Source organism: Catenuloplanes nepalensis (assembly GCF_030811575.1).
Taxonomy (GTDB): Bacteria; Actinomycetota; Actinomycetes; order Mycobacteriales; family Micromonosporaceae; genus Catenuloplanes; species Catenuloplanes nepalensis.
Genome location: NZ_JAUSRA010000001.1, coordinates 7,060,058 through 7,084,061 on the forward strand (window position 1 = coordinate 7,060,058; position 24,004 = coordinate 7,084,061).

Consider the following 24,004-nt stretch of genomic DNA (forward strand, 5'->3'; position numbering starts at 1 on the left):
GCCGGACGACGCTCATGGATGAAGGAGATCTGCGCTGACCGGCAAGCGGCGGGAGTACGACGAGGACGACGTCCGCATCCGACCGAGCAAGTCGTCGCGTCCGCGGACCCGGACCCGGCCCAAGCACGAGGACGCGGTCGAGGGGTTCGTGATCGCGGTCGACCGCGGGCGCTACACGTGCATGGTCGACGACGAGCCGCTGACCGCGATGCGCGCCCGCGAGTTGGGCCGCAAGTCGGTCGTGGTCGGTGACCGGGTCGGGCTGGTCGGCGACGTCTCCGGCAGCACCGGCTCGCTGGCCCGGATCGTCCGGATCGAGGAGCGCTCCTCGGTGCTGCGCCGCACCGCGGACGACGACGACACCACGGCGGAGGGACGGCTGGAGCGCGTCGTGGTGGCGAACGCGGACCAGCTGGTGATCGTGAGCGCGCTGGCCGACCCGCCGCCGCGCACCGGCTTCATCGACCGCTGCCTGGTCGCGGCGTACGACGCGGGCATCGTGCCGCTGCTCTGCCTGACCAAGGCCGACCTGGCCGGCCCCGCGGAGGTCCTGGGCTACTACGCGGAGCTGGACCTGCCGCACGTGCTCACCGAGCCGGACGGCGACCTGAGCGCGCTGCGCGAGGTGCTGGCCGGGCGCGTCTCCGTGATGGTCGGTCACTCCGGCGTGGGCAAGTCGACGCTGGTGAACCGCCTGGTGCCGGACGCGGACCGGGCGGTCGGCGTGGTCAGCGCGGTCGGCAAGGGCCGGCACACGTCCACCAGCGCGGTCGCGCTGCGGCTCCCCTCGAAGGAGGCGAGCTGGATCATCGACACGCCCGGCGTGCGCAGCTTCGGCCTGGCGCTGGTCTCCGCGGAGAGCCTGCTGCACGGGTTCCCGGACCTGGTCGAGGGCACCGTCGACTGCCCGCCGAACTGCGAGCACACGGAGACCGACCCGGAGTGCGCGCTGCCCGCGTGGGTCACGGCCGGGCACGCGGACGTGCGGCGGCTGGAGTCCTACCGGCGGCTGCTGGCGTCCCGATCCGGTGGCGACGGGCTGGAAGGGCCCGACCGAGGTTAGCCCGCTCGGCGTGATCGGCTAGTTTTTGCGCCATGGCCAGCTATGCCGACGATCTCTCGCTCGCCCACGTGCTCGCCGACACCGCGGACTCCATCTCGATGGCCCGGTTCCGGGCGTTGGACCTGCATGTGGAGGCCAAACCCGACCTGACACCGGTCTCCGACGCCGACACGGCGGTGGAGCGGGCCATCCGCGCGACGCTGGCCCGCACCCGTTCCCGGGACGCGGTGCTCGGCGAGGAGTACGGCCAGACCGAGGCCGCGGTCGGCATAGGCACCCGGCGCTGGGTCATCGACCCGATCGACGGCACCAAGAACTTCATCCGCGGCGTCCCGGTCTGGGCCACGCTGATCGCGCTGATGGAGGGCGACACACCCGTGGTCGGGCTGGTCTCCGCGCCCGCGCTGGGCCGGCGCTGGTGGGCCGCGACCGGGCACGGCGCGTTCGCCGGCAAGCACACCGCCGCGGCCACGCCGATCAAGGTCTCCGGCGTCAGCCGGCTCAGCGACGCGAGCTTCTGCTACTCCGACCTGATGGGCTGGGAGGAGTCCGGCCGGCTCGCCCCGATGCTGGACATCATGCGCCAGACCTGGCGAAACCGGGCGTACGGTGACTTCTACGGCTACATGCTGCTGGCCGAGGGCGCGCTGGAGGCGATGGTCGAGCCGGAGCTGTCACTCTGGGACGTCGCCGCGCTGGTCCCGATCGTGACCGAGGCGGGCGGCCGCTTCACCGACCTGACCGGCCGCCCGGGCCCGGGCGGCGGCAGCGCGGTGGCCACGAACGGCCGGCTGCACACCGAGGTGCTGGAGCGGCTCTCATCGCCCGGCATCCGGGCACTTTGAGAATCCCCGGCATCCGCGCTCGTTGAAACCCTCGGGAATCCGCACGCTTTAGAACCCTTTGTAACGGTACGAGCACCCCATTTAAAGATCACCCGGCCAGGGCGGACCAGTTGCGCCGGTGCAACTGCGGGCGTGGCCGGAAGCGGTCTATCCTCGCCAGGTGATGTCGGCTGGATGGCTCTTCCTCGGCGCGATGATCATCGCGTACGGCGTCGCCAACCTGCTTCAATCCATCGCGGCGACCCGGACGACGGTGCATCACACGTTCGACCCGGGTCTGCTGCTGCGGCTCGCCGGCCACCGGGCGTACCTCGTCGGTCTGGTCATTCAGATCCTCGGCTTCGTGCTGGCGTTCCTGGCCCGGCGCGATCTGCCGCTGTTCCTGGTGCAGGCGAGCGTGGCGGCCGGGCTCGGCGTGACCGCCGTGCTCGGCGTCGCGCTGCTCAAGTGGCGGCTGCCGCTGGCCGAGATCGGCCTGATCACCGTGCTGTTCGGCGGCATCACCGCGCTCATCGTGGCCGCGGAGCCCGCGCCCGCCCGGCCGTTGCCGCTGGCCGGCGTGGTCGCGCTCGGCCTCTCCGTGCCCGTTCTCGGTGTGCTCGGCGCGCTCGCGGCCCGATTACACGGCGCGCCCGGATCGGTCGCGCTCGGCTCACTGGCCGGCATCGCGTTCTCCGCCGCCGCGGTCGCGGCCCGCCCGCTCGCCTCGCTCCACTCGGTGGGCGGGGTGCTCAGCGACCCGCTGCTCTACCTCCTGATCGTGCACTCGATCGTCGGGCAGCTGCTGCTCGGCCTGGCCATGCAGCGCGGCTCCACCACGGCCGCGGTGGCCGCGATGGACGCCGCGGGTGCGGTGCCCGCCGCGATCATCGGCCTGCTGCTGCTCGGCGACCGGATCTGGCCGGGCCGCGAGTGGCTGGCCACGCTGGGGTTCGTGGTCACGCTGCTCGCGGTGATCGGCCTGACCCGGTACGCCGAGCCGCAACACCACCATGAGACCGCGCCGGCCCGGAAACGGGTGACGCCGCCGCCTGCACCGCAAGGGAACTACGTGCCGCTCACAGTCGGCTCGGAACGGTCTCAGAGCTGACCCAGGACCCGTTTCACCAGGGATGGCCGTGCCCACGGCCATCCCTGGTGAGACAGGCGCTAGGCCGTCGCCGCCTGCGGGGTCAGCAGACCCTGGTAGACCGCCTCCAACGCGGACGCGGTGCGTTCCCAGGTGTAGCGGCAGCGGGCCCGGTCCACGGCCGCGTCGCCGTACGCGGTCCGCTGCACCTTCGTGCCGACCAGCTCGCGCAGTGCGTAGCCGGCCGCGCGCACGTCACCCGGCTTCACCAGCCGGCCGGTCACCTCGTCCACCACGCTCTCCGCGATGCCGCCGAGCGCGTAGCCGACCACCGGGACGCCGCAGGCCATCGCCTCGACCGGGACGGCGCCGCTCGGCGCGGTCCTGGGCGTGCAGGCCACCACGTCCGCGGAGCGGTACCAGCGGGCCATCCGCTCGTGCGGCACCTCGCCGACGATCCGGACCCGGTCCTCCACGCGGCTGCGCCGGGCCAGGTCGCCGAGCGCGCGCACCACGTCACGGCCGTTCTCGCCACCCGCGCCGCCGACGATCACCAACTCCGCACCCGGCACGTACCGCAGCGCGCGGATCAGGTGGTCCTGGCCGTGCCCGGGGCCGAGCCCGACCGACAGGATCCGTTCCATCCCGCCGGTCCGTGCCTCCGCCTCGCCGTCCGGCGCGAACACGGTGGTGTCGACGCCGGACGGGATCAGCGCCACCGACGCGCGCGCCGCGCCGAGCCGGGTCAGCTCGTCCGCCTCGTCCGGGGACTGCGCGACCGCCACGTCCGCGGCCCGGGTGAGCACCCGCTCCATCGCGATCCGCTCGCCCAGGCACGCGTCCGGCTTGCCGAGGCTCCGCTGCGCGGAACCGACCGAGTAGAACGTCTGGACCATGGGCAGCCCGGAGGTGCGCGCCGCGGTCGCGGCCGCCAGCCCACCGAGCCAGTAGTGACCGTGCACCACGTCCGGGATCCAGCCGCTGGACCACCGGTCCGCGAGCCGGCGGCCCACGCCGGCCAGTTGCGCCACGAAGCGGCCGGCGGCTCCCTGCGGCGCGGGCGGCGCCACCCGGTGGACGGCGTAGCCCTTCTCGGTGAAGACCTCATCGCCGTCGGCCGGACCCGAGCCGCGGCACTCGAAGATTCGCACATCGTGGCCGAGCGCGGCCAGCTCGGCCGCCACCCTGGACGTACCCGCCTCCATCGGACGGGCATTGGCCCTGATCAGGCCCACGCGCATCGCTCACCTCCGCTGTATTGACATACGGACACCAGGAAACCAGCCGCCGGCACGGTGACGTACAGCTGAGAGAGCCGGTCACTGGTTAACCGCCCGGCGCTCCGGTAAAACATCGGTGGCCCGGATAACGGGCACCACCGATGGGTACGCGTGCCGTATGCCCCTCACCGCACCGCTCTCCCAGTCGACGATCGTGATCACCGGCGCGTCCTCCGGCATCGGCGCGGCGACCGCCCGCGCGCTCGCCGCCCGGGGCGCGTCCGTGGTGCTGGCGGCGCGCGGCACGGACGCGCTCCAGCGGGTCGCCGAGGCCTGCCGGGCGGACGGCGGGCGCGCGCTGGTCGTGCCGACCGACGTCACCGACCCGGCCGCGGTCACCGACCTGGCCACCCGCGCGGCCGCCGCGACCGGCCGGATCGACGGCTGGGTGAACAACGCCACCGAGGCGGTCTACGGGCTGCTCACCGACGTGCCGCCGGAGGAGTTCCGCCGGGTGGTGGAGGTCAACCTGCTCGGCGCCGCGTACGGTATGCGGGCCGCGCTGCCGCACCTGCGCGCGGCCGGGGGCGGGGTGCTGATCAACAACGCGTCCGTGCTGGCCGAGATCACGATGCCGTACATGTCGTCGTACAACGCGGCCAAGCACGGCGTCCGCGGGCTGTCCGACACGGTCCGGCAGGAGCTGCGGCACGAGCCGTGGGCGCGGCGGATCTCGGTCTGCACCGTGTTGCCCGCCACCATCGACACGCCGTTCTTCGCGAACGCGGCGAACCACTCCGGCCGGCGGCCCACGCCGCCGCCCCCGGTGTACCCGCCGGAGGTGGTGGCGCGCGCGATCATCCGGATGCTGGAGCGGCCGCGCCGGGAGACGTACGCGGGCGCGGCCGCGGCGCTGCTCGGCTACCAGTGGCGCCTGTTCCCGGGGCTCACGGAGCGGGTGCTCGGCGCGTACGGCGCGCGGACCGTGCTGAGTGACCGGCCGGCGCCGGACACCACCGGTAACCTCTCCGGCAGCCGGGCGACCGGGCGGGCGCGGGGCGAGTGGCACGGGATGGGCCGGATGCTGGCCCGGACCGGCGCGGCCACCGGCCTCGCGGTCGGCGCGGCGGCCATCCTGACCGCGCGGCGGCGTCGGGCGAACTGACCAGCGGCGCAGCACGAGCTGACCTGCGGAGCAGCACGATTTGATGGGTCAATCAGCACGGCCTGACCGGCGAAACAGCTTCCACTGACCAACAGCGCAGCTCACGCTGATCGGCGACACAGCCCGGGCGGGCGGTCGCCGGCGCATCACCGGCGCATCGCCGGCCACGACAACGGCCCGGCGATCACCGGCGCGATCGTGGCCCGCGACGGAGCCGCAGCCGGCCGGTCAGGAGCGCCGCCGAGCGTACCGGAGGAACAGCAGCTCGTCGTCCGTGAGCACGTGCCGGACCGTCAGCGGCCGCGGCACCGACGGCGGCCCCGCGACGATCCGGCTCGCGCCGGCCCCGGCCAGCCACGGGCTCAGCGTCAGGCACAGCTCGTCGACCACGTCCGCGGCGACGAGCGCGCCGAACAGCGCGGGTCCGCCCTCGCACAGCACGCCCGGCAGCCCGCGCCCGGCCAGCAGGCCCGGCAGCGCCGCCGCGTCCAGCTCCTCGTCGCCGCAGATCAGCACGTCCGCGACGGCCTGCAGCGCGTGCCGACGCTCGGCCGGCGCGGTACCGACCGTGATCACCAACGGCCGGACCGGCGCCGCCGCGAACGAGGGATGATCCGGCCCGAGCCCGTGCAGCCGCGCGGACACGACCGCCAGCCGGGGGTGATCCGGCAGCCCATGATCCCGGCGATGCGCGACCGCGGCGTCCGGCAGCACCAGCGGCCCGTAACCCTCCGCCCGCAGCGTGCCCGCGCCCACCACCAGCACGTCCGCGAGCTGCCGGAGCAGGCCCAGGATGTGCTGGTCGTTCGCGTTGCCGAGACCGCCGGACCGGCCGGACAGCGTCGCCGCCCCGTCCGCACTCGCCACGAAGTTGACCCGCAGCGACGGCCGCTCCATCGCGTACGCCGCGACGAGATCAACCTCGGCGTAGGCGAGCGCCCTCACACGTTGTGCCGGGTGTGAAGCGGGGCGCGCCAGCCGAGCACGGCCTCGGTCAGCCGCACCGCCGAGACCGCGGCCGGCACGTCGTGCACGCGCACGATCCTGGCCCCCTGCACGATGCTCAGCACCACGGCCGCGAGCGTGCCCGCCAGCCGCTGACCGGACGGCAGGTCCAGCGTCTCGCCGATGAAATCCTTGTTCGAGACCGCGGCCAGCGTCGGGTAGCCGATCGCGGTGATCTCGTGCAACCGCCGGCTCAGCTCCAGCGTGTGGTGCGTGTTCTTGTTCAGGTCGTGCCCGGGGTCGATGATGATCCGCTCCGGCGGCACGCCCAGCGCCACCGCGCGCGCGGCCCGCTCCGTGAGGAACGCGGCGATCTCACCGGCCACGTCCTGATAGGCCGGGCTCGGATGCGGCGTGCGTGGCGGCGACGCCAGACTGTGCGTGATCACCAGCGCGGCCGGGCTCGCCGCCACCAGCGACCCGAGCGCGTCGTCCTGCAACCCGCTGGTGTCGTTGATGACGTCCGCGCCCGCGTCGATCGCGGCCCGGGCCACGCCGGTGCGGTACGTGTCCACCGAGATCACCACGTCGCTGGCCGCGCGCACCGCCTCGACCACCGGGATCACCCGGTCCAGCTCCTCGGCCTCGGTCACCTCCGGGCCCGGGCCGAACGGCACGCCGCCGATGTCGATCCAGTCCGCGCCGTCCGCGGCCGCGGCCAGCACCGCGTCCACCGCGGCCCGCAGCGCGAACGTGCGCCCCCGGTCGAAGAACGAGTCCGGCGTCCGGTTCACGATCGCCATCACCGCGACCTGCCGGGAGAAGTCGAACTCGCGCGCGCCGATCCGCCGCTTCGGCGAGATGAACTCCGGCTGGAAGAAGCCGCTCACTGATCGAGGCCCTTCTCGATGGCGTACCGAGTCAGCTCGACCCGGTTGTGCAGCTGCAACTTGCCGAGCGTGTTCTGCACGTGGTTCTGCACGGTGCGGTGCGAGAGCACCAGCCGCTCCGCGATCTGCTTGTACGACAGACCCTTCGCGACCAGCCGCAACACCTCGGTCTCCCGGTCGGTCAGCCGGGGCGCGCCGTCGTCCTCCGCGCGCGGCGGCTCGGCCGCCAGCCGCCGGAACTCGCCCAGCACCAGCCCGGCCAGCCCCGGCGTGAACACCGCCTCACCGGCCCCGGCCGCCTCCACCGCGGCCAGGAACTCGGCCTGCCCGGCGGACTTCAGCAGGTAACCGGTCGCGCCCGCCTTCACCGCGTCCAGCACCGACTGCTGCTCGCCACTGGCCGACAGCATCAGGATGCGCACGCCGGGCAGCGCGGCCAGCAGCCCACTGATCACCTCGACGCCGTCGATGTCCGGCAGCTGCAGGTCCAGCACCACCAGGTCGGGCCGGGCCGCGCCCGCGATCCGCACCGCCTGCCGTCCCTCGCCCACGGCCGCGACCACGTCATGACCGGCCTCGGCCAGGTCACGGGCCACGCCGTCCCGCCACATCGGGTGGTCGTCCACCACCATCACACGCACCAGACCACTCTAGTGGGGCGCGGTGCTGCCGACGGACACGGAGAACCAAGACCAGGATCAAGAACCGGAGCAGGAATCAGGAGCAAGAACCAGAGCAAGACCAGGAACAAGAACCAGAGCAAGACCAAGAACAAGAACCAAAGTGCCGTTTCCCACTTCCGGCGTGGTGGCGTTGGGCGTGCTCCCGCGGGCACCGGTCGTCGCTGGCGCTCCTCCCTGTCTGATGCGTGGTGGCCGGGAAGGACAATGCGGCTTGCGCCGCTGGTCACGACTCCGGACATGCCCCACTGAGCGCCGAGATGCGCGGCTGCCGCCACTCAGACCCGGCCAGGTGGCTGGCGCGTTGCCCGTCATCTCACGATTCGGGCGCGCAGCACCCGACCGTGCTGGGTGACCTGCCGCTCCGCGTGCCCCGGGCGTCCTGCGGCTACCGCCCCTAACGGCCCGGCGCCCCGCACGGCTCAACGCCCCGCACGGCCCAGCGCCGCCGCACGGCCCAGCGCCGCCGCACGGCCCAGCGCCGCCCGTGTCGCCCGTGGGGCCGGTCGTCCCGCGTGATGAAGGGCCGGCCGGGGGTCAGTGGCGGGGGATGTGGAGCTCCACCTCCGTACCCTCGCCGGGTTTTGAATAGATCTCGGCTGTGCCACCGAGGTCGGCGATGCGGCCGCGGACGGACTGGGCGACGCCGAGGCGGCCCTGGGAGGCGGCCTCCTCCAGGCGGCCGTCCGGGAAGCCGGGGCCGTCGTCGCGGATCGAGACCGTGATCGCGGCGTCGTCGTCCTCCAGCAGCACCCAGGCGCGCGCGGCCGGGCCGGCGTGCCGGTCCACGTTGTCCAGCGTGGCGCGGACCGCGGCGCCGACCGCCTCGGCCGCGCGCACCGGCAGCGGCACCGGCGTGGCCGGGCTCGCGATCGACACCGTGTCCGACGCGAACCGGCCCAGCACGGCCCGCAGGTCCGCCTCACCCTCCTCACCCGGCGGCGGGCCGGACGGGCCGTCCGCGATCAGCATGCGCAGCTTCGCCTCCTGCTGGCCGGCCAGCCGGGCCAGCTCGCCCGCCTCGCCGGGAAGCTGCGCGCCCCGCCGCTGCACCAGCGCCAGCACCTGCAGCACGGAGTCGTGGATGTCGCGGGCCAGCCGTTCCCGTTCGCGCGTCGCGGCCTCCAACTCGATCGCGCGCTGCATGCGCTCCTCCGCGTCGGCCGCCAGCCGCGCGACCAGCCCGACCACGAACCCGGCCAGCACCATCAGCGCGAACCCGTTCAGCGTGGACGGGTGCAACCGGTCCCGGACCACGATGTCGGCCGTGCCGAGCAGCAGCGCGGCGGTCAGCCCGCGGCGGCGGCCGCCGGAGACCGCCCAGGCGAGCACGGGCGCGCCGAGCCAGGCGACGGCCAGCGTGGGTACGCCGGCGTTCAGCGGGCCCTGACCCACCACGTAGGGGCTGGCCACCACGACGGCCAGCGCGACCGCGAGGTCGGCGATCAGCAGCGGCCAGCGGCGCCAGGCCGGCCGGGCGAACGCGGCGGTCGCGAAGGCGGTCCAGCCGACCATCAGCGCGAGCGCCGGGCCGGCGGCGAGCGGGTTCGCGTACTGATCCACGTTGCGCACTATCAGGACCATCACGTAGAGCAGCGAGGCGATCCGGTACGCACCGATCGCGCGCCACATGGGCGCGGCCAATCCTTGTTGCACGGTGCCACCGTCCCACACTCAGTTGCGCCCCGGAGCGACGGAACGCGTACTGTGGTGATGCCGTAAGCCCTTGACCAGCTGGCGAGGGGAACTGGGCATGGCCGACCGCCCCACCGATCACCCCGCCGACCACCCCGCCGACCACCCCGCCGTCTCACCGCTCGCGGTTCCGGCCGCGGGCTCCGTCGCGCTGCTCGGAACCCGGTTCGACGCCGACGGCGTGACCGCACTCCGCCACCGCGTGGCCCTCTGCGCCGCGACCGCGGGGCTGCGCGGCGAGCGCCTCGACGACTTCGTGCTCGCGGTCTACGAGCTGCTCACGAACGCGGTCCGGCACGGCGGCGGGCAGGGCACGCTGCAACTGTGGCACGACCCGAAGTCGGTCACCTGCGAGGTGATCGACACCGGCGGCGGCTTCGAGCTCGCCACGGCCGGGCACCCCGCTGTCCCGCCGGTCCCGGCCAGGCCCGGCGGCTGGGGGCTGTTCCTCGCGGACAAGCTCACCGACACGATCGAGATGGCGAGCGGCCCGCACGGCACCACGGTCCGCGTCTCGTCCGCCTTGACCTGAATCGCGCTTCAGGTCGTACCGTCGCCTGATGATCGACAGTGTCTTCGACCGCCGTCATCTGCTGACCACGGTCGGCGCGGTCAGCCTGGTCCTCCTGGCCGCGTTCGAGTCGCTCGCGGTCACCACGGTCATGCCGATCATCACGGAGGATCTCGGCGGCCGGGACCTCTACACGCTCGGTTTCGCGGCCACGCTCGCGGCCGGCGCGGTCGGCATGGTCGCCGGCGGTACGCTCGCGGACCGGCGCGGTCCCGCCCGGCCGCTGCTGGCCGCGATCGGCGTCTTCGCGGCCGGGCTCGCGCTGGCCGGCCTGGCCGCGACGATGGCCGTCTTCATCGCCGGGCGGCTGCTGCAGGGCCTCGGCTACGGCGCCTACGCGGTCGCGCTCAACGTGCTGGTCGCCCGCGTCTACCCGCCGGCGCTGCACCCGCGCCTGTTCGGCCTGTTCGCCGCCGCCTGGGTGGTGCCGTCGCTGATCGGCCCGTTCGCCGCCGGCCTCGTCACGGACGCGCTCTCCTGGCACTGGGTCTTCCTCGGCGTGCTGATCCTCGTCGCCCTGGTCACCCCGCTGATCGTCCCGGCGCTGCGCCGCGTCACCCCGGTCGTACCCGCGCCGCTGTCCACCACCGACCTCCGCCGCATCGCGGCCGCGGTCGTGGTCGCCACCGCCGTCGTCACCCTCAGCCTCACCTCTTCCTGGCTCCTCCCCCCGACACCGGCCGACCCAGCCGTGGCCGAGACAGCCGTGGCCGAGACAGCACCGGCCAGGCCCGTGTTGGCCGAAACGGCACCGACCGGATCCACTTCCGCCGAAACGGCACCAGGCGGATCCACTTCCGCCGGAGCTGTTTCGGCGCTGGGCGCGGTGATGCTGGTGGCGGTGGTGCTGGCCGTCGCCGCGCTCGCGCTTCGACCGCTGCTGCCGGCCGGCACGCTCCGCGCGGCCCGTGGACTGCCGTCCACCATCCTGGTGTGCGGTGCGGCCGGGGCCGCGTTCTTCGGCACCGAGGCCTACCTGCCGTTGCTGCTACAGGACCGCTACGGCTACCCCGCCTGGCTCTCCGGCGCGGTGCTCACCGCGGCCGCGCTCTCCTGGGCCCTCGCCTCCGACCTGCAGGGCCGCCGCTTCGCCGCGGCCGTGCCGCACCGGACCGTGATCCGCCTCGGCGCCGCGCTGCTGGCACTCGGCGTGCTGACGGTACTGGCCACCGCCGCGCTACGCCTGCACCCGCTGGTCGCGGGCGCGGGCTGGCTGCTGGCCGGCGGCGGCATGGGCGCGATGTACCCGAGGATCAGCACCGCGGTCCTGGCATTCTCCGCACCGGACACGCAGGGCTTCAACCTCAGCGCCAAGGCCATCGCGGACGCGGCCGCCGGCAGCATCACGCTCTCCGTCACCGGCCTGATCTTCCACTCGCTCGGCACCTCAGGCTTCACCGGCGCCCTCGCCCTCACCACGGCCGCCGGCCTCGCCACGCTGCTGATCGCGAACCGGATCACGACCGGCCACCCACCGCTCCCGGCACCGCCGCCGACTGCCGGCCGCGCCGAGATCTCCCTGTAGGGCGACCAGCCTCGCGGCGACGCCCGTCGCGGACGCGGCCGCTCAGGTGCCGGCATCGGGTCCGCCACGACCGCTCGTCGTGGCAGACCACGAGCCGGTCGCCTACTGATCTTTCGGCGTCAGAGTGGGCGCCTGGCCGGCCGCGCGTCAGGGCCCTGACGCGCGGCCGGCCAGGCCCTGCACGCCCGCATTTTCGCCCTTCACGGACCTTTCGTCGCCAGGACGAACGCGCCGAACATCCATGATCGAGGCGTCCCCAGGTCGTTAGAACAACTCGGGGAGCGCCGCGCGCGCCGCACAGAGAGTCAGGCAGAGCGCGCCACGCCGAAGCCCCGGGCAGCGGGCGCCGCGCAGGAAGCCGGGCGGCGCGCCATGCGATGGCACGCCGCCCGGTTTTCGGGACCAACGGCGGGAATGGCAGGGAGGAGCGCCAGCGACGACCGGTGCCCGCGGGAGCACTGGGGACGCCACCACGCCGGAAGCGGGAAATCCGCTTCTAAAGCATTTTTTCAGTGGAAGAGCGCGCTGACCGACTCACCGTTGTGGATGCGGCGCATGGCTTCGGCGAGGGCCGGGGCGACGGAGAGCGTGCGGAGTTTGGGGACGCGCTTGACCGCGGGGATCGGGACCGTGTTGGTGCAGACGATCTCCTCGACGCCGGGCTGGTCGCTGAGGCGTTGGAGTGCGCCGCTGGAGAAGAGGCCATGGGTACAGGCCAGGCGGATCGAGCGGACCTTGAGTTCGCGCAGGTGGTCCATCAGTTCGATCACGGTGCTGCCCTTGGCGATCTCGTCGTCCAGCACGATCACGTCGCGGTCGACCACGTCGCCGATCACCGCGGAGATCTTGACCATGTCGTCGCTGAAGCGCTGCTTGGCGCCGGCCGCGACCGGCGTGCCGAGCATGCGGGCGAACGCGGCCGCCTCCTTGGCGTTGCCCAGGTCGGGCGAGACGACCACGGTGTCGGTCAGGTCGTACTGCTTGAAGTGGTCGGCCAGCTCGCGCAGTGCGTGCAGGTGATCGACCGGGATGTTGAAGAAGCCGTGCACCTGCGGCGAGTGCAGCGTCATCGCGAGCACGCGGTTCGCACCCGCGGTGACCAGCAGGTCCGCGACGAGCCGGCCGCCGATCGAGATGCGCGGCGCGTCCTTCTTGTCCGATCGGGCGTAGGCGTAGTGCGGCAGCACGACCGTGGTCCGGGCCGCGGACGCGCCACGGGCCGCGTCCAGCATGAGCAGCAGCTCGACCAGGTTCTCCTGCACCGGCGGCACGAGCGGCTGGATCAGGAAGACGTCGCGCTCGCGGCAGTTGGCCTGGAGCTGGACCTCCAGGCAGTCGTTGGCGAATCGGGAGACGCGGGTGGGGAGCAGGGGGACGCCGAGGTGGTTGCAGATCTCCTCGGCGAGCTCCGGGTGGGCACTTCCGCTGAACACTGCGATGTCACGCACGGCGAGCAGCTTAACCACGCCGCGATCATCGCTGAGCAGGCCCGGCCTAACTCTGCCCTAAATCCGAGAGCGCTCTCTTGACGCGGAGGGCATCGATGAGGTGCCATCCAGATGTTCCGATTAACGACGAGTTCGACCGGAGGTGCACCCACATGCACCGGATGCCCGGGGCCCACCGCCCCCCACGCGCCCGTTGGCTCTACTCCAGCAAGGTCGGCCGCGCGCTGCTCGCGCTGTCGGTCGTCGCGACCGGCCTCGGCGGCGCGTTGTACCTGACCAACAGCGAGCCCGAGGCGTCCGCGGCCAGCACGCTGGTCTGGTCGGACGAGTTCAACGGCGCGGCCGGCACCCGGCCCGACGCCGGCAAGTGGGTCCAGGAGACCGGCGGCCACGGCTGGGGCAACAACGAGCTCCAGTACTACACGAACAGCGCGAGCAACTCCGCACTGGACGGCAACGGCAACATGGTGATCACCGCCCGGCGGGAGAACCCGGCCGGCTACCAGTGTCACTACGGATCGTGTCAGTACACGTCCGCGCGCCTGATGACGAACGGCAAGTTCACCCAGACGTATGGCCGGTTCGAGGCGCGCCTGAAGCTGCCGAAGGGCCAGGGCATCTGGCCGGCGTTCTGGATGCTCGGCGCGGACATCGGCTCGGTCGGCTGGCCGAACAGCGGCGAGATCGACATCATGGAGAACGTCGGCAAGGAGCCGAACACGGTCTACGGCACCATCCACGGCCCGGGTTACTCCGGCGGTGGCGGCCTGACCGGCTCGAAGGTGCACAACGCGCCGCTCGGCGACGCCTTCCACACGTACGCGGTGGACTGGTCGCCGAACCTGATCGTCTGGTACCTCGACGGTGTCGAGTTCACCCGGAAGACGCCGGCCGACCTGAACGGCAACCGGTGGGTCTTCGACAAGCCGTTCTTCATGATCATGAACCTGGCGGTCGGCGGCAACTGGCCGGGCAACCCGGACGGCAGCACCCAGTTCCCGCAGAGCCTGGTCGCGGACTACGTGCGGGTCTACTCCTACGACGGTGGCACCACGCCGCCGCCGGCCACCGGCGGGGTCGCGCTCAAGGGTGTGCAGTCCGGCCGCTGCATCGACGTGCCGAACGGCGCGTCGCAGGACGGCCTGGCGCTGCAGATCTGGGACTGCAACAACTCCGCGGCGCAGAAGTGGACGTTCAACGGCAACGGCTCGCTGACCGCGGTCGGCAAGTGCATGGACGTGGCCGGTGGCAACCCCGCCAACGGCACGAACATCCAGCTGGCGAACTGCAACGGCTCCGGCTGGCAGCAGTTCACGCTGAGCGGCGCCGGTGACCTGGTCAACATCGCGGCGAACAAGTGCGTCGACGTCCGCGGCAACGGCACGGCCGGCGGCTCCAAGCTGCAGCTCTGGGACTGCGCCGGCACCCCGAACCAGAAGTGGAACAGGGCATAAAACACTGAAAGGCTTTAGAAGCGGAAATTCATTTCCCGCTTCCGGCGTGGTGCGGCCCGCATGCTCCCGCGGGCACCGGTCGTCGCTGGCGCTCCTCCCTGCAAGTTGGGTGGGTGGCTGAGAAAGAGCGGAAGCAGGTCGCGGCTATTCGCCGCGACCTGCTTTTTCAGCCCACTCGGTGCCTGAGGACGTCGGGTTCAGGCCTTCAGGATGTCGTTGACGAAGGTGACGCTGCGGTGCTGGAAGTCGGCGCGTCCGCCCTCGTGGCCGTCCCACTCGTAGACCGCGATGTCCTTCTCCGCCCCGCCGTACGCGTTGACCGCGGCGAAGATGCCGGACGGCGGGCAGGTGGCGTCCATCAGCGCGGCCGACGCCAGCAGCGGCGCGGTCGCCTTCGGCGTCAGGTGCAGCAGGTCGATGTAGTCCAGCGTCCGCTGCGCGGCCTCGACCCGCCCCGGGTTGACCCGGAAGAACCGGACCAGCTCGTGGAACGGGTCGCTGTCGGTCAGCGTGACCATCCGGCGGATGTGGCAGAGGAACGGCACCTGCGCCACCGCGGCCCGGACCAGCGACGGCACCAGCGAGGCCGCGGCCAGCGAGAGCGCGCCACCCTGGCTGGAGCCGACCACGGCGAGCCGGGACGCGTCCACGCCGGGCAGGTCCGCCGCGCTCTCCACCGCCCGCGCCGCGTCGGTGAACAGCCGCCGGTAGTAGTAGGTGTGCGGGTCGAGGATGCCCCGGGTCATGAACCCGGGGTGCGACGGGCCGGCGCCGTCCGGGCCCGGGTCGGGCGTGTCGCCGCCGCGCCAGCTCGCGCCCTGACCGCGGGTGTCCATCACGACGTGCGCGTAGCCGGCGGACGCCCAGAGCAGCCACTCGTGCGGCAGGCCGCGGCCGCCGCCGTATCCGATGAACTCGACGACCACGGGCAACGGGCCGTCCGCGCCGGCCGGCACGTTCAGCCAGCCCTTGACCGGCTGCCCGGCGAAGCCGGTGAACGTCACGTCGTAGGTGCGCAGCCCTGCGAACGGGGTCTCCACCGGCGTCGCCACCGGTCGCGCTCCGGCCGACCGCGCCTCGGCCAGTGTCTCGGCCCAGAACGCGTCCAGGTCCTCGGGGAGGTGCGGGGCCGGCCGGTAGTCACGCAACTCGTCCAGCGGTAGATCGAAGAGCGCCATAGGCGTCTTCTTACCAGGAGGTGCCGGTGATCCGCTCGTAGACGTCGACGTAGCGGGCGCGGGTGACCTCGACGACCTGCTCCGGGACCTCGGGCGCGGGCGGCGTCTTGTCCCAGCCCGTGGTCAGCGACCAGTCCCGCACGTACTGCTTGTCGAACGAGAACTGCACGCGGCCGGGCTCGTAGTCCTCACCGGGCCAGAAGCGGGACGAGTCCGGCGTCAGCACCTCGTCGCCGAGCGTCAGCACGCCGTCCGCGTCCCAGCCGAGCTCCAGCTTGGTGTCCGCGATGATCAGGCCGCGCTCGGCCGCGATCGCGGCGCCCCGGGCGTAGACGCTCAGCGTGATGTCGCGCAGCTGGGCCGCGACGTCCGCGCCGACCTCCTTCTCCACCTCGGCGAAGGTCATCGGCTCGTCGTGCTCGCCCATCGGCGCCTTGGTGCTCGGCGTGAAGATCGGCTCCTCCAGCCGCGACGCCTCGACCAGGCCGGCCGGCAGCCGCACGCCGGAGACCACGCCGGTGGCGAGGTAGTCCTTCATGCCGGAGCCGGTCAGGTAGCCGCGCGCGACGCACTCGACCTTCGCCATCCGCAGGCGCTTGCACCGGATCGCGCGACCGGCCCACTCCTCCGGCACGTCGGTCGCGCTGATCACGTGGTGCGGAATCAGGTCGGCGAGCTGGTCGAACCACCAGAGCGAGAGCTGCGTGAGGATCTTGCCCTTGTCCGGGACCGGCGTGGGAAGGACCACGTCGTAGACCGAGATGCGGTCGGACGCGACGAGGATCAGATCCTCGCCGTCCGCGTAGACGTCCCGAACCTTGCCCGAGTGCAGCAGCTCCACGCCCGGTAGTACATCACGGCCGCTACTCGCGGCGACGACCGCGGGACACCAGCGGGAGGACGGTTACTTGCGGCGGCGGTTGCGGGACACCAGCAGGAGGACGACCACGATCACGACGACGACGCCGACGCAGCAGACCGCGCCGAAGATGAAGAAGCCGCCGCCTCCGCCGCGCCGGCGACGCTCCTCGATCAGCGCGTCGGCGACGCCGTTGGTGCTCGCCCAGGCCGCGGCCGGGACCAGGATGCTCAGGGTCAGGGTGGTGAACAGGGCACCCAGGCGGGCGGCCCAGCGCTTCAGGTCAGACATACCTCCATCTTGACCTTCCCTCGCAAGGTTGGCGACTTGACCCCCGATCGGGCGTCGTTTCCGGAGTCGCCGGACGGCGGAGACTGGCTGCCGCTAAGCGGACGCGGATATTGACAGGGCTGTCCTGCGCGGTGTTAATGAGGCGTCGATCGTGTCGGGCTGGAGACATCGTGAGTTTTTCGAGATCAACCATGCTTCGGGCGATGACCGCCGCGCTGCTCGCGCTCGGTGGTGTCACCGCGTGTGACCAGGGCGGCGCCGGCGATCAGGGCGAGGTGCGGCTCAAGTTCTTCTTCTGGGGCGGCGACAAGCGCATCGAGCTGACCCAGAAGGTGCTGGATCTCTATCACCAGCGCCACCCGGAGGTCTCGTTCGACGTCGCGGCCCAGCCCAACTCCGGCTATTTCGACAAACTGGCCGAACGCATCGACGGCGGCGACGCGCCCGACCTGTTCCAGATCGACGACAACTACCTCACCGAGTTCGCGCAGCGCGACTACCTGCTCGACCTCGGCCCGTTCGTGGCGGACGACCGGATCGACCTGACCCAGGTCTCCAACGGCCTGGTGCGGTACGGCCGGGTCGGCAGCGCGCAGGTGGGCGTCGCGGCCGCGGAGAACACGGCCGCGCTGGTCTACGACAAGACGCTGCTCGACCGGCTCGGCGTGGCCACACCGGCCAACGGCATGGACTACCCGCGTTATCTGGCGTGGGCCGCGCAGATCAGCGAGAAGAGCGCGGGCGCGGTGGCCGGCACCATGGACCCGTCCGCCGACTACAAGGCGTTCTGGCTCTGGCTGCGCTCGCAGGGCAAGGAGTTCTACGCCGGCTCCGCGCTCGGCTTCACCGACGCGGACGTGACCGCCTGGTTCACGATGTGGAAGGACGCGCGCGCCGACGGGATCACGCCGGCCGCGCCGGTCGTGCACGAGGCGAACGCGGGCGACGCGACCAAGCAGCTCGTGGTCACCGGCCAGGCCGCCACGTCGTTCATGTGGTCCAACCAGCTGCCCGAGATGCAGCAGAAGACCAAGAACGAGCTGGGCATCGTGGCATATCCGGGCGGCGAGTCGGCGGCCTGGGCGCGCGCCTCGATGTACTGGAGCGGCTACCGGGACACCGCGCACGCGGACGTGGTCGCCGACGTGATCGACTTCCTGGTCAACGACCCGGAGGCGGCGGAGATCCTCGGCACCGAGCGCGGCCTCGCGCCCAACCTGCAGAACCGGCGCGCGCTGGAGATCTCGCTGACCGACCCGGTCATGAAGGCGTCCATCGCGTACACCAACGAGATGAGCACCCGGTACGGCAAGGCCCCGCTGCCCCCGCCGAAGGGGCACGGCGCGATCCGGGCCGCGCTGGTCAAGGCGGCCGAGGCGGCGCAGAGCGAGACGCTCACGCCGGCCCTGGCCGCCACGCAGTTCGTCACCGAGGCGAACGCCGCGCTGGGATGACAGTGGCCACGGCGATTCACCCCCGAGGCGAACGCCGCGCTCAAGTGACACCCGCGTTAGCCGGCGCCGTGAAAGGGTAAGCACGGCGCAGGTTTCGGCACGGGTGGAGGGCACGTTGGAGACGTACGTCAATCGGGACCTGGAGCCCGGCCTGGTCGAGCTCGCCGAGGCACACGGCGTCGCCACGTGGTACGAGAACTGGCGCCGCCAGCCGACGAACGTCAGCCGCGCCGCCGTCACCGGCACGCTGCGCCTGCTCGGCGTGGACGCGTCCACGCCGGACGCGGTCACGGCCGCGCTGGCCTCGGTCCGCGCCGCGCACGACCCGGGCCGGCTGCCCGGGACCGTGGTGCTGCGCGAGTCCGCCACCCGCGAGCTGCCCTCCCCCGGCGTGATCACGTTCGAGGACGGGTCGACCCGGCAGGTCGAGAGCCTCGACGCCGGCCTGCCGCTCGGCTGGCACACGCTGGCCTGCGCGGGGCAGGAGATCACGCTGGTCGTGGTGCCGGACGCGCTGCCCGAGGCGCCGCGCGCGTGGGGCTGGATGCTGCAGCTCTACGCGGTGCACTCGGCGGACTCGTGGGGCATGGGCGACTTCGGCGACCTGCGCACGCTGGCGGCCTGGTCCGGCGAGTCCGGTGCCGGACTGACGCTGCTCAACCCGCTGCATGCGCCGGCGCCGGTGCATCCGGTGCCGTCCTCGCCGTACTCGCCGTCCAGCCGCCGCTTCTGGAACCCTCTCTACCTGCGCATCTCCGACGTGCCGGGCTACTCCGAGCGAAGCGCCGAGATCGATGCGCTGCGGCCGCCGCTCGGTGATCTAATCGACTACGACGAGGTCTGGCGGGCCAAGCGAGCCGCGCTCGAGCTGCTGTTCCCACTCGCCGGCTACGCCGGAACCGAAGATCAAGATCTGCGCGGGTACGCCACGTACTGCGCGATCGCCGAGGTCCACGGCGCGAACTGGCGCGGGTGGCCGGCCGAGCTGCGGCACCCGGCGACCGACGCGGTCGCCGCGCTCGCCACCGAGCTGCACGACCGGGTCGCGTTCCACTGCTGGTTGCAGGAGCTCTGCGCGACCCAGCTCGCGGCCGCGAACTCCGCCGCCGCGGACGCCGGCATGCCGGTCGGCATCGTGCACGACCTCGCGGTCGGCATCGACCCGGGCGGCGCGGACGGCTGGATGCTGCAGGACGTGCTCGCGTCCGGCGTGCACGCGGGCGCGCCGCCGGACGCGTTCAACCAGCTCGGGCAGGACTGGGGCCTGGCCGCGTGGCGCCCGGACCAGCTCGTCGCGACCGGCTACCGGGCATATCGCGACATGCTTCGCGGCATCCTCCGGCACGCGGGCGGCCTGCGCGTCGACCACGTCGCCGGGCTGTGGCGGCTCTGGTGGGTGCTGCCCGGCGCGGGCGCGACGGACGGCACCTACGTCACGTACGACCCGGAGGCGATGGCCGGCATCCTGGCGCTGGAGGCGCACCGGGCCGGCGCCGTGGTGATCGGCGAGGACCTGGGCACCGTGCTGCCGATCGTGACCCGCGGCCTGCAGCGGCGGAACATGCTGGGTTCCGCCGTGATGTGGTTCGCCCGCGACCCGGACGCCTGGGCGGACGGCTTCGTCCCGCTGGCGGACTGGCAGCCGAACGCGCTCGCCTCGATCTCCACCCACGACCTGCCGACCGCGGCCGGTTTCCTGACCGAGGAGCACATCCGGGTCCGCGCGGAGCTCGAGCAGCTGGCCGGCCCGGTCTCCGAGGCCGAGGAGGAGGCACGCCGCGACCGGAAGCAGCTGATCGCGCTGTTACGCGCGGACGGCTATCTGACCGCGGCCGATCCCTCCGTCGACGAGATCATCGCCGCGATGCACGAGGCCCTGGCCGCAACGCCGTGCCGCCTGGTGGTGGCGTCGCCATACGACGTCCTGGCCGAGCTGCGCCAGCCGAACCTGCCCGGCACCGTCGCTCAATACCCGAACTGGCGCATCCCGCTGCCGGTGACGCTGGAGGAGTTCCGCGCCGACCCCCGCGTCGAGAAGATCATGAAAACGCTCAACACGCACTGACGCCGTCGGGTCTTCGGTGATCGGCGACGGAACCGGTGCCCGCGGGAGCATGCCCGAAGTGGCCACGCCGGAAGCGGGAAACGGAAACCGGCACCTCGCGAAACGCGAGGTGCCGGCGTGAAACGAGTTGTCACAGGCCCTTGCACTGGCCGAGGTTGATGCCCTTGACCGTGTTGCGGCGGCCGTCGTTCACCGGCGCCGGCGTGTTGCCGGTGCAGATGAGCGTGCCGGTGACCGTGTTGGCGGCGACCGTGTTGGCCGCGGTGCCGGTGTTGCCGGTCAGCAGCGCGGCGCCGCTCACCCTGTTGGTGTCCAGCGAGACGCCGCCGCGGCCGGAGAGCACGCTGACCGCGCCCTTGATCGTGCCGCCCTTGACGGTGACCGCGCCGGTGCCGCCGATCAGGGTGATCGCGCCGGTGACGGTGGCGTTGGTGATCTCGACGGTGCCGCCGAGCAGCGCGGTGATCGCGCCCTGCACGGTGCCGCCGTCGACGATCAGCGACGCGCCGGGCAGGATCGTGATCGCGCCCCTGACGGTGGCGCCGGTGACGCAGACCAGGCCGGACTTGACGGTCAGCGCGCCCTTGTACGTTCCGGTGATGCTCTGCGTGCAGTCCGGGCCGACCGCGGAACGCGGGGCCTGGTCCGCGGTCACCGGCGAGTACTTCGCCAGGTACGCGGTCAGCATGGTCAGGTCGTTGTCACCGGTGGTGACGCGGTCCGTGCCCTGGCCCAGCGTGGTGAAGTTGTCGCCACCGGAGGCCAGGAACGAGTTCGACGTGACCCGGTAGGTGGCGGTCGGGTTGATCGTCTGCCCGTTCAGCTTGATCGAGCTCGCGATCACGTGCGAGCCGCGCGGCGCGTCCACGACGTACCGGTAGCTGAAGCCCTCGGAGACGCCCAGGTGCAGCTTCGGACGCGACGCGCCCTCCGGCTGCCACTGCTCCTCGAGCACCGACTTGATCTGCGCACCGGTCAGCGTCTGGGTGATCACGTCGTTCGAGAACGGCTGCACCGAGAACGCCTCGGAGTAGGTGACCACGCCGTCCGGCGCGTGGAGCAGGTCGGTCCGCAGGCCGCCCGGGTTCATGAAGGCGATCTGCGCACCACCGCGGCCCGCGTCGCGGGTGCCGTCCAGCTGCACGTCCGCGACGAAGTTGCCGAGCGGCGACTCCAGACCGCGGTTCTCGTTGCCGTCGGTGTAGGCCCGCTTGACGTCCGCGGTGATCTCGCCGAGCGGCCGGGCGCCGAGCACGGCCGCGTTGGCCACGGCCGCGTTCACCAGACCGGCGACGGTGCCGTTGGACGGCGCGCCGACCACGTCGACCAGCGCGGCGGTGGAGGCGCTGACCTCACCGGTGGCGGTGTCGACGGTGAGGCCGACCTTGCTGATCAGCTTGCCGTACTCACCACCCTGGATGACCGGGCGCGTCTTGTTCGTGCCGGGGACCGGCGCGATGAACGCGTACGGCTGGTGGGTGTGACCGCTGAAGATCGCGTCGATGTCCGCGCCGGCGTTCATGAACTGGCCGAACACCGGGTCGCCGATCAGGTCCTCGACCGAGGTGATGTTCTCCGCGGCCGCGCCCTCGTGGGCGAGGAGCACGACCACGTCCGCCTCGCCGTTGCCGGCGTCGCCGTCGGACAGCTCGGCCGCGACCGCGTTCGCCTCGGCGACCGGGTTGCGGAACTCGACGCCGCGGATGCCGTCCGGGCTGACCAGCTCGCTGGTCTGGACGGTGACCACGCCGATGTAGCCGACCTTGACGCCGCCCAGCTCCTGCACGGAGTAGGCGGGCAGCGCGCGGACGCCGTTGGAGTAGACGTTCGCGCCCAGGTAGTCGAACCGCGAGCGCGGGATGACCCGGTTGAGCAGGTCGTCCATGCCCTTGTCGAACTCGTGGTTGCCGACGGCCGACACGTCGAGCCCGCCCGCGTTGAGCACGTCCAGCGTCGGGTTGTCGTTGTCGATCGCGGAGACGAACGTCGACGCGCCGATGTTGTCGCCGCCGGAGATGAACGCGGTGTTCGGGTTGGCCGCGCGCAGCTGGTCGACGAGGCCGATCAGCTGGGCCGCACCGCCCACCGCCTGCCCGTTGACGGTCGCCGGCGACTGCAGGCGGCCGTGGAAGTCGTTGATCGAGAGCAGTTGGAGGTCCACGGTGGCCGGAGCGGCCTGCGCGGGCGTCGCGGTGGCGACCAGTGCCGCGGCACCGGCGAGCGCCACGGCGGCCTTGGAAGGGGTGAAACGCATCGGATGAAGCCTCCGAAATGGAACGGCTGGAGGATAATCCGTGCGATCCTATGGTCAGGAGCTGACCGCCGCGTATCGCATGCGTGGCCGAAAATGAGTGATCATGCAGACAGAACCAGGCCTAGATCTCTTCCGTTGATGCCGGGGAAAACGCCGGAGAGCGCGGTCGCGGAAACCCCGCAGCGCTTTCGCAGGATCTCACCGATCACCGCCCGGTAATCCGTGGTCACCGCGAGATCGCCGTTGACCAGACGGCCGGTGCCGAGTCCCGGCCACGCGCCGTACACCGTGCCGCCGCGCACGCCGTCGCCGAGCACGAACATGGCGTTGCCGTAGCCGTGGTCCAGCCCGCCGGACCCGTTCTCCGCCACCCGCCGGCCGAATTCACTGATCGTGAGCAGCGTGACCCGCCGGCCCGCGGTGTCCGCCGCGAACGCGGCCAGCGCGGCCGCGAGCCGGCCGAGGTGGCCGGGCATGCGCGCGCCGAGCCCCTCGTGCATGTCCCAGTCGCCGGAGTCCACCGCGGCCGCGACCAGCCCGACGTTCCCCTTGATCAGCCGGGCCACGTCGCGCAGCGCCCGGCCCAGCTCGGTGTCCGGGTAGGTCACGGAGCTGGTGACCGCGCGCAGCGCACCGACCGCGGCGAGCGCGCCGACGGCCGAGTGCGCGGGCGTCGCCAGGCCGGCCGGCACGCCGGAGTAGAGCGCGGACAGCGCGGTGGCCATCCTGCCCTTCGACTCGCCGCTCAGCGTGAACGTGTCGATCGCGCGCAGGCTCAGGTCCGGAGACGGCCCGGCGAGCGTGCGGTGCGGCCGTGCGGAGCCGACCGCGACGCCGCCCAGCGGGCCGGTCGCGCCCAGGCCACCCAGCATGCGGTCCAGCCAGCCGGTGCGCACGGACGTGCCGGCCGCGGCGCGCTCCAGCTCCTCCATCGCGGCGAAGTGCGAGCGGTTCGGCGCGGCCTGGCCGACCGCGTGCACCGCGGCGAGCTTGCCCGACTGCCACAGCGGCACCAGCGGGGCCAGCGCCGGGTGCAGGCCGAACATGGCGTCACCGGCCACGATCCGCTCCTTCGGCACCGCGATGCCGGGCCGGGCCGCGTAGTAGTCCGGGTCGCCGACCGGGACCACCGCGGAAAGCCCGTCGAACCCACCGCGCAGCGAGACCACGACCAGCACGTCACCGGTGTGCGGCGCGGCCGCGAAGGCCAGCTGGCTGGAAAGCCCGGCCCCGGTCAGTCCGGCGAGCCCGGCCGCCAGGCCACGCCCCAGCAGTCCGCGCCGGGTCAGCCCGTCGTTCTCCGCACATCCGCACTCGGTCGGCAGCGTCATCA

The 24,004-nt window shown here is 72.4% G+C and carries 20 protein-coding genes; 9 read left to right on the forward strand and 11 right to left on the reverse strand.

Annotated elements, in window-relative coordinates; genetic code table 11:
- The first annotated feature begins 76 nt into the window (after window positions 1–76).
- From rsgA to J2S43_RS30380, 3 genes are all read left to right on the forward strand, one after another.
- Entirely contained in the window at window positions 77–1,063 is a 987-nt protein-coding gene (rsgA, locus tag J2S43_RS30370) for a ribosome small subunit-dependent GTPase A (protein WP_306839543.1), read from the forward strand.
- A 32-nt stretch (window positions 1,064–1,095) separates the two neighbouring features.
- Window positions 1,096–1,908 carry a histidinol-phosphatase gene (gene hisN / locus J2S43_RS30375; RefSeq protein ID WP_306834990.1) on the forward strand — a complete coding sequence of 271 codons (813 nt, stop codon included), beginning with the start codon at window positions 1,096–1,098 and terminating at the stop codon, window positions 1,906–1,908.
- 193 nt (window positions 1,909–2,101) lie between these two features.
- Complete coding sequence (locus J2S43_RS30380; RefSeq protein ID WP_370881794.1) at window positions 2,102–2,998, forward strand: hypothetical protein; 897 nt, start codon at window positions 2,102–2,104, stop codon at window positions 2,996–2,998.
- 59 nt (window positions 2,999–3,057) lie between these two features.
- Here the strand turns inward: J2S43_RS30380 and J2S43_RS30385 are convergent, their stop codons facing one another.
- Window positions 3,058–4,218: a glycosyltransferase gene (locus J2S43_RS30385; RefSeq protein WP_306834992.1), complete on the reverse strand. Its 1,161-nt coding sequence runs from the start codon at window positions 4,216–4,218 to the stop codon at window positions 3,058–3,060.
- 157 nt (window positions 4,219–4,375) lie between these two features.
- On the opposite strand from J2S43_RS30385, the gene J2S43_RS30390 reads away from it, so the two are divergent.
- On the forward strand, window positions 4,376–5,362 hold the full coding sequence (locus J2S43_RS30390; RefSeq protein WP_306834993.1) for an SDR family oxidoreductase: 987 nt from the start codon (window positions 4,376–4,378) through the stop codon (window positions 5,360–5,362).
- A gap of 228 nt (window positions 5,363–5,590) precedes the next feature.
- Here the strand turns inward: J2S43_RS30390 and J2S43_RS30395 are convergent, their stop codons facing one another.
- From J2S43_RS30395 to macS, 4 genes are all read right to left on the reverse strand, one after another.
- Window positions 5,591–6,307 (reverse strand): pyrimidine reductase family protein, encoded by a 717-nt coding sequence (locus J2S43_RS30395; protein WP_306834994.1) that lies wholly within the window; start codon window positions 6,305–6,307, stop codon window positions 5,591–5,593.
- Window positions 6,304–7,170: a dihydropteroate synthase gene (gene folP / locus J2S43_RS30400; RefSeq protein WP_370881795.1), complete on the reverse strand. Its 867-nt coding sequence runs from the start codon at window positions 7,168–7,170 to the stop codon at window positions 6,304–6,306. The genes J2S43_RS30395 and folP overlap by 4 nt, the downstream gene beginning before the upstream one ends.
- A gap of 23 nt (window positions 7,171–7,193) precedes the next feature.
- On the reverse strand, window positions 7,194–7,829 hold the full coding sequence (locus tag J2S43_RS30405) for a response regulator (RefSeq protein WP_306839545.1): 636 nt from the start codon (window positions 7,827–7,829) through the stop codon (window positions 7,194–7,196).
- 585 nt (window positions 7,830–8,414) lie between these two features.
- The gene (gene macS / locus J2S43_RS30410; protein WP_306834996.1) at window positions 8,415–9,509 is read right to left on the reverse strand and encodes a MacS family sensor histidine kinase; all 1,095 of its coding nucleotides are present in this window, start codon (window positions 9,507–9,509) and stop codon (window positions 8,415–8,417) included.
- Between the two features lie 121 nt (window positions 9,510–9,630).
- Between macS and J2S43_RS30415 the strand changes: the two genes are divergently transcribed.
- Both J2S43_RS30415 and J2S43_RS30420 read left to right on the forward strand, forming a co-directional pair.
- On the forward strand, window positions 9,631–10,104 hold the full coding sequence (locus J2S43_RS30415) for an ATP-binding protein (RefSeq protein WP_306834997.1): 474 nt from the start codon (window positions 9,631–9,633) through the stop codon (window positions 10,102–10,104).
- A 28-nt stretch (window positions 10,105–10,132) separates the two neighbouring features.
- Window positions 10,133–11,668 (forward strand): MFS transporter, encoded by a 1,536-nt coding sequence (locus J2S43_RS30420; protein ID WP_306834998.1) that lies wholly within the window; start codon window positions 10,133–10,135, stop codon window positions 11,666–11,668.
- A 509-nt stretch (window positions 11,669–12,177) separates the two neighbouring features.
- Here J2S43_RS30420 and J2S43_RS30425 read toward each other — a convergent pair.
- Entirely contained in the window at window positions 12,178–13,116 is a 939-nt protein-coding gene (locus J2S43_RS30425) for a ribose-phosphate diphosphokinase (protein ID WP_306834999.1), read from the reverse strand.
- A 152-nt stretch (window positions 13,117–13,268) separates the two neighbouring features.
- Here J2S43_RS30425 and J2S43_RS30430 point away from each other — a divergent pair, with 152 nt between their 5' ends.
- Window positions 13,269–14,570: a family 16 glycosylhydrolase gene (locus tag J2S43_RS30430; RefSeq protein WP_442320049.1), complete on the forward strand. Its 1,302-nt coding sequence runs from the start codon at window positions 13,269–13,271 to the stop codon at window positions 14,568–14,570.
- Between the two features lie 197 nt (window positions 14,571–14,767).
- On the opposite strand, the gene J2S43_RS30435 is transcribed toward J2S43_RS30430, so the two are convergent.
- From J2S43_RS30435 to J2S43_RS30445, 3 genes are all read right to left on the reverse strand, one after another.
- Complete coding sequence (locus tag J2S43_RS30435) at window positions 14,768–15,748, reverse strand: acetylxylan esterase (protein ID WP_306835000.1); 981 nt, start codon at window positions 15,746–15,748, stop codon at window positions 14,768–14,770.
- Between the two features lie 10 nt (window positions 15,749–15,758).
- On the reverse strand, window positions 15,759–16,589 hold the full coding sequence (locus tag J2S43_RS30440; protein WP_306835001.1) for a phosphoribosylaminoimidazolesuccinocarboxamide synthase: 831 nt from the start codon (window positions 16,587–16,589) through the stop codon (window positions 15,759–15,761).
- Window positions 16,590–16,652: 63 nt separating this feature from the next.
- Complete coding sequence (locus tag J2S43_RS30445; protein WP_306835002.1) at window positions 16,653–16,898, reverse strand: hypothetical protein; 246 nt, start codon at window positions 16,896–16,898, stop codon at window positions 16,653–16,655.
- Window positions 16,899–17,101: 203 nt separating this feature from the next.
- On the opposite strand from J2S43_RS30445, the gene J2S43_RS30450 reads away from it, so the two are divergent.
- Together J2S43_RS30450 and malQ are read left to right on the forward strand one after the other, a co-directional pair.
- Window positions 17,102–18,352, forward strand: a complete 1,251-nt coding sequence (locus J2S43_RS30450) for an ABC transporter substrate-binding protein (RefSeq protein WP_306835003.1) — start codon at window positions 17,102–17,104, stop codon at window positions 18,350–18,352.
- A 103-nt stretch (window positions 18,353–18,455) separates the two neighbouring features.
- Window positions 18,456–20,417, forward strand: a complete 1,962-nt coding sequence (malQ, locus tag J2S43_RS30455; protein ID WP_306835004.1) for a 4-alpha-glucanotransferase — start codon at window positions 18,456–18,458, stop codon at window positions 20,415–20,417.
- Window positions 20,418–20,547: 130 nt separating this feature from the next.
- Here the strand turns inward: malQ and J2S43_RS30460 are convergent, their stop codons facing one another.
- The gene (locus J2S43_RS30460; protein ID WP_306835005.1) at window positions 20,548–22,671 is read right to left on the reverse strand and encodes a bifunctional metallophosphatase/5'-nucleotidase; all 2,124 of its coding nucleotides are present in this window, start codon (window positions 22,669–22,671) and stop codon (window positions 20,548–20,550) included.
- Window positions 22,672–22,772: 101 nt separating this feature from the next.
- Window positions 22,773–24,002, reverse strand: a complete 1,230-nt coding sequence (locus tag J2S43_RS30465) for a DUF1501 domain-containing protein (RefSeq protein ID WP_306835006.1) — start codon at window positions 24,000–24,002, stop codon at window positions 22,773–22,775.
- Between the last annotated feature and the right edge of the window lie 2 nt (window positions 24,003–24,004).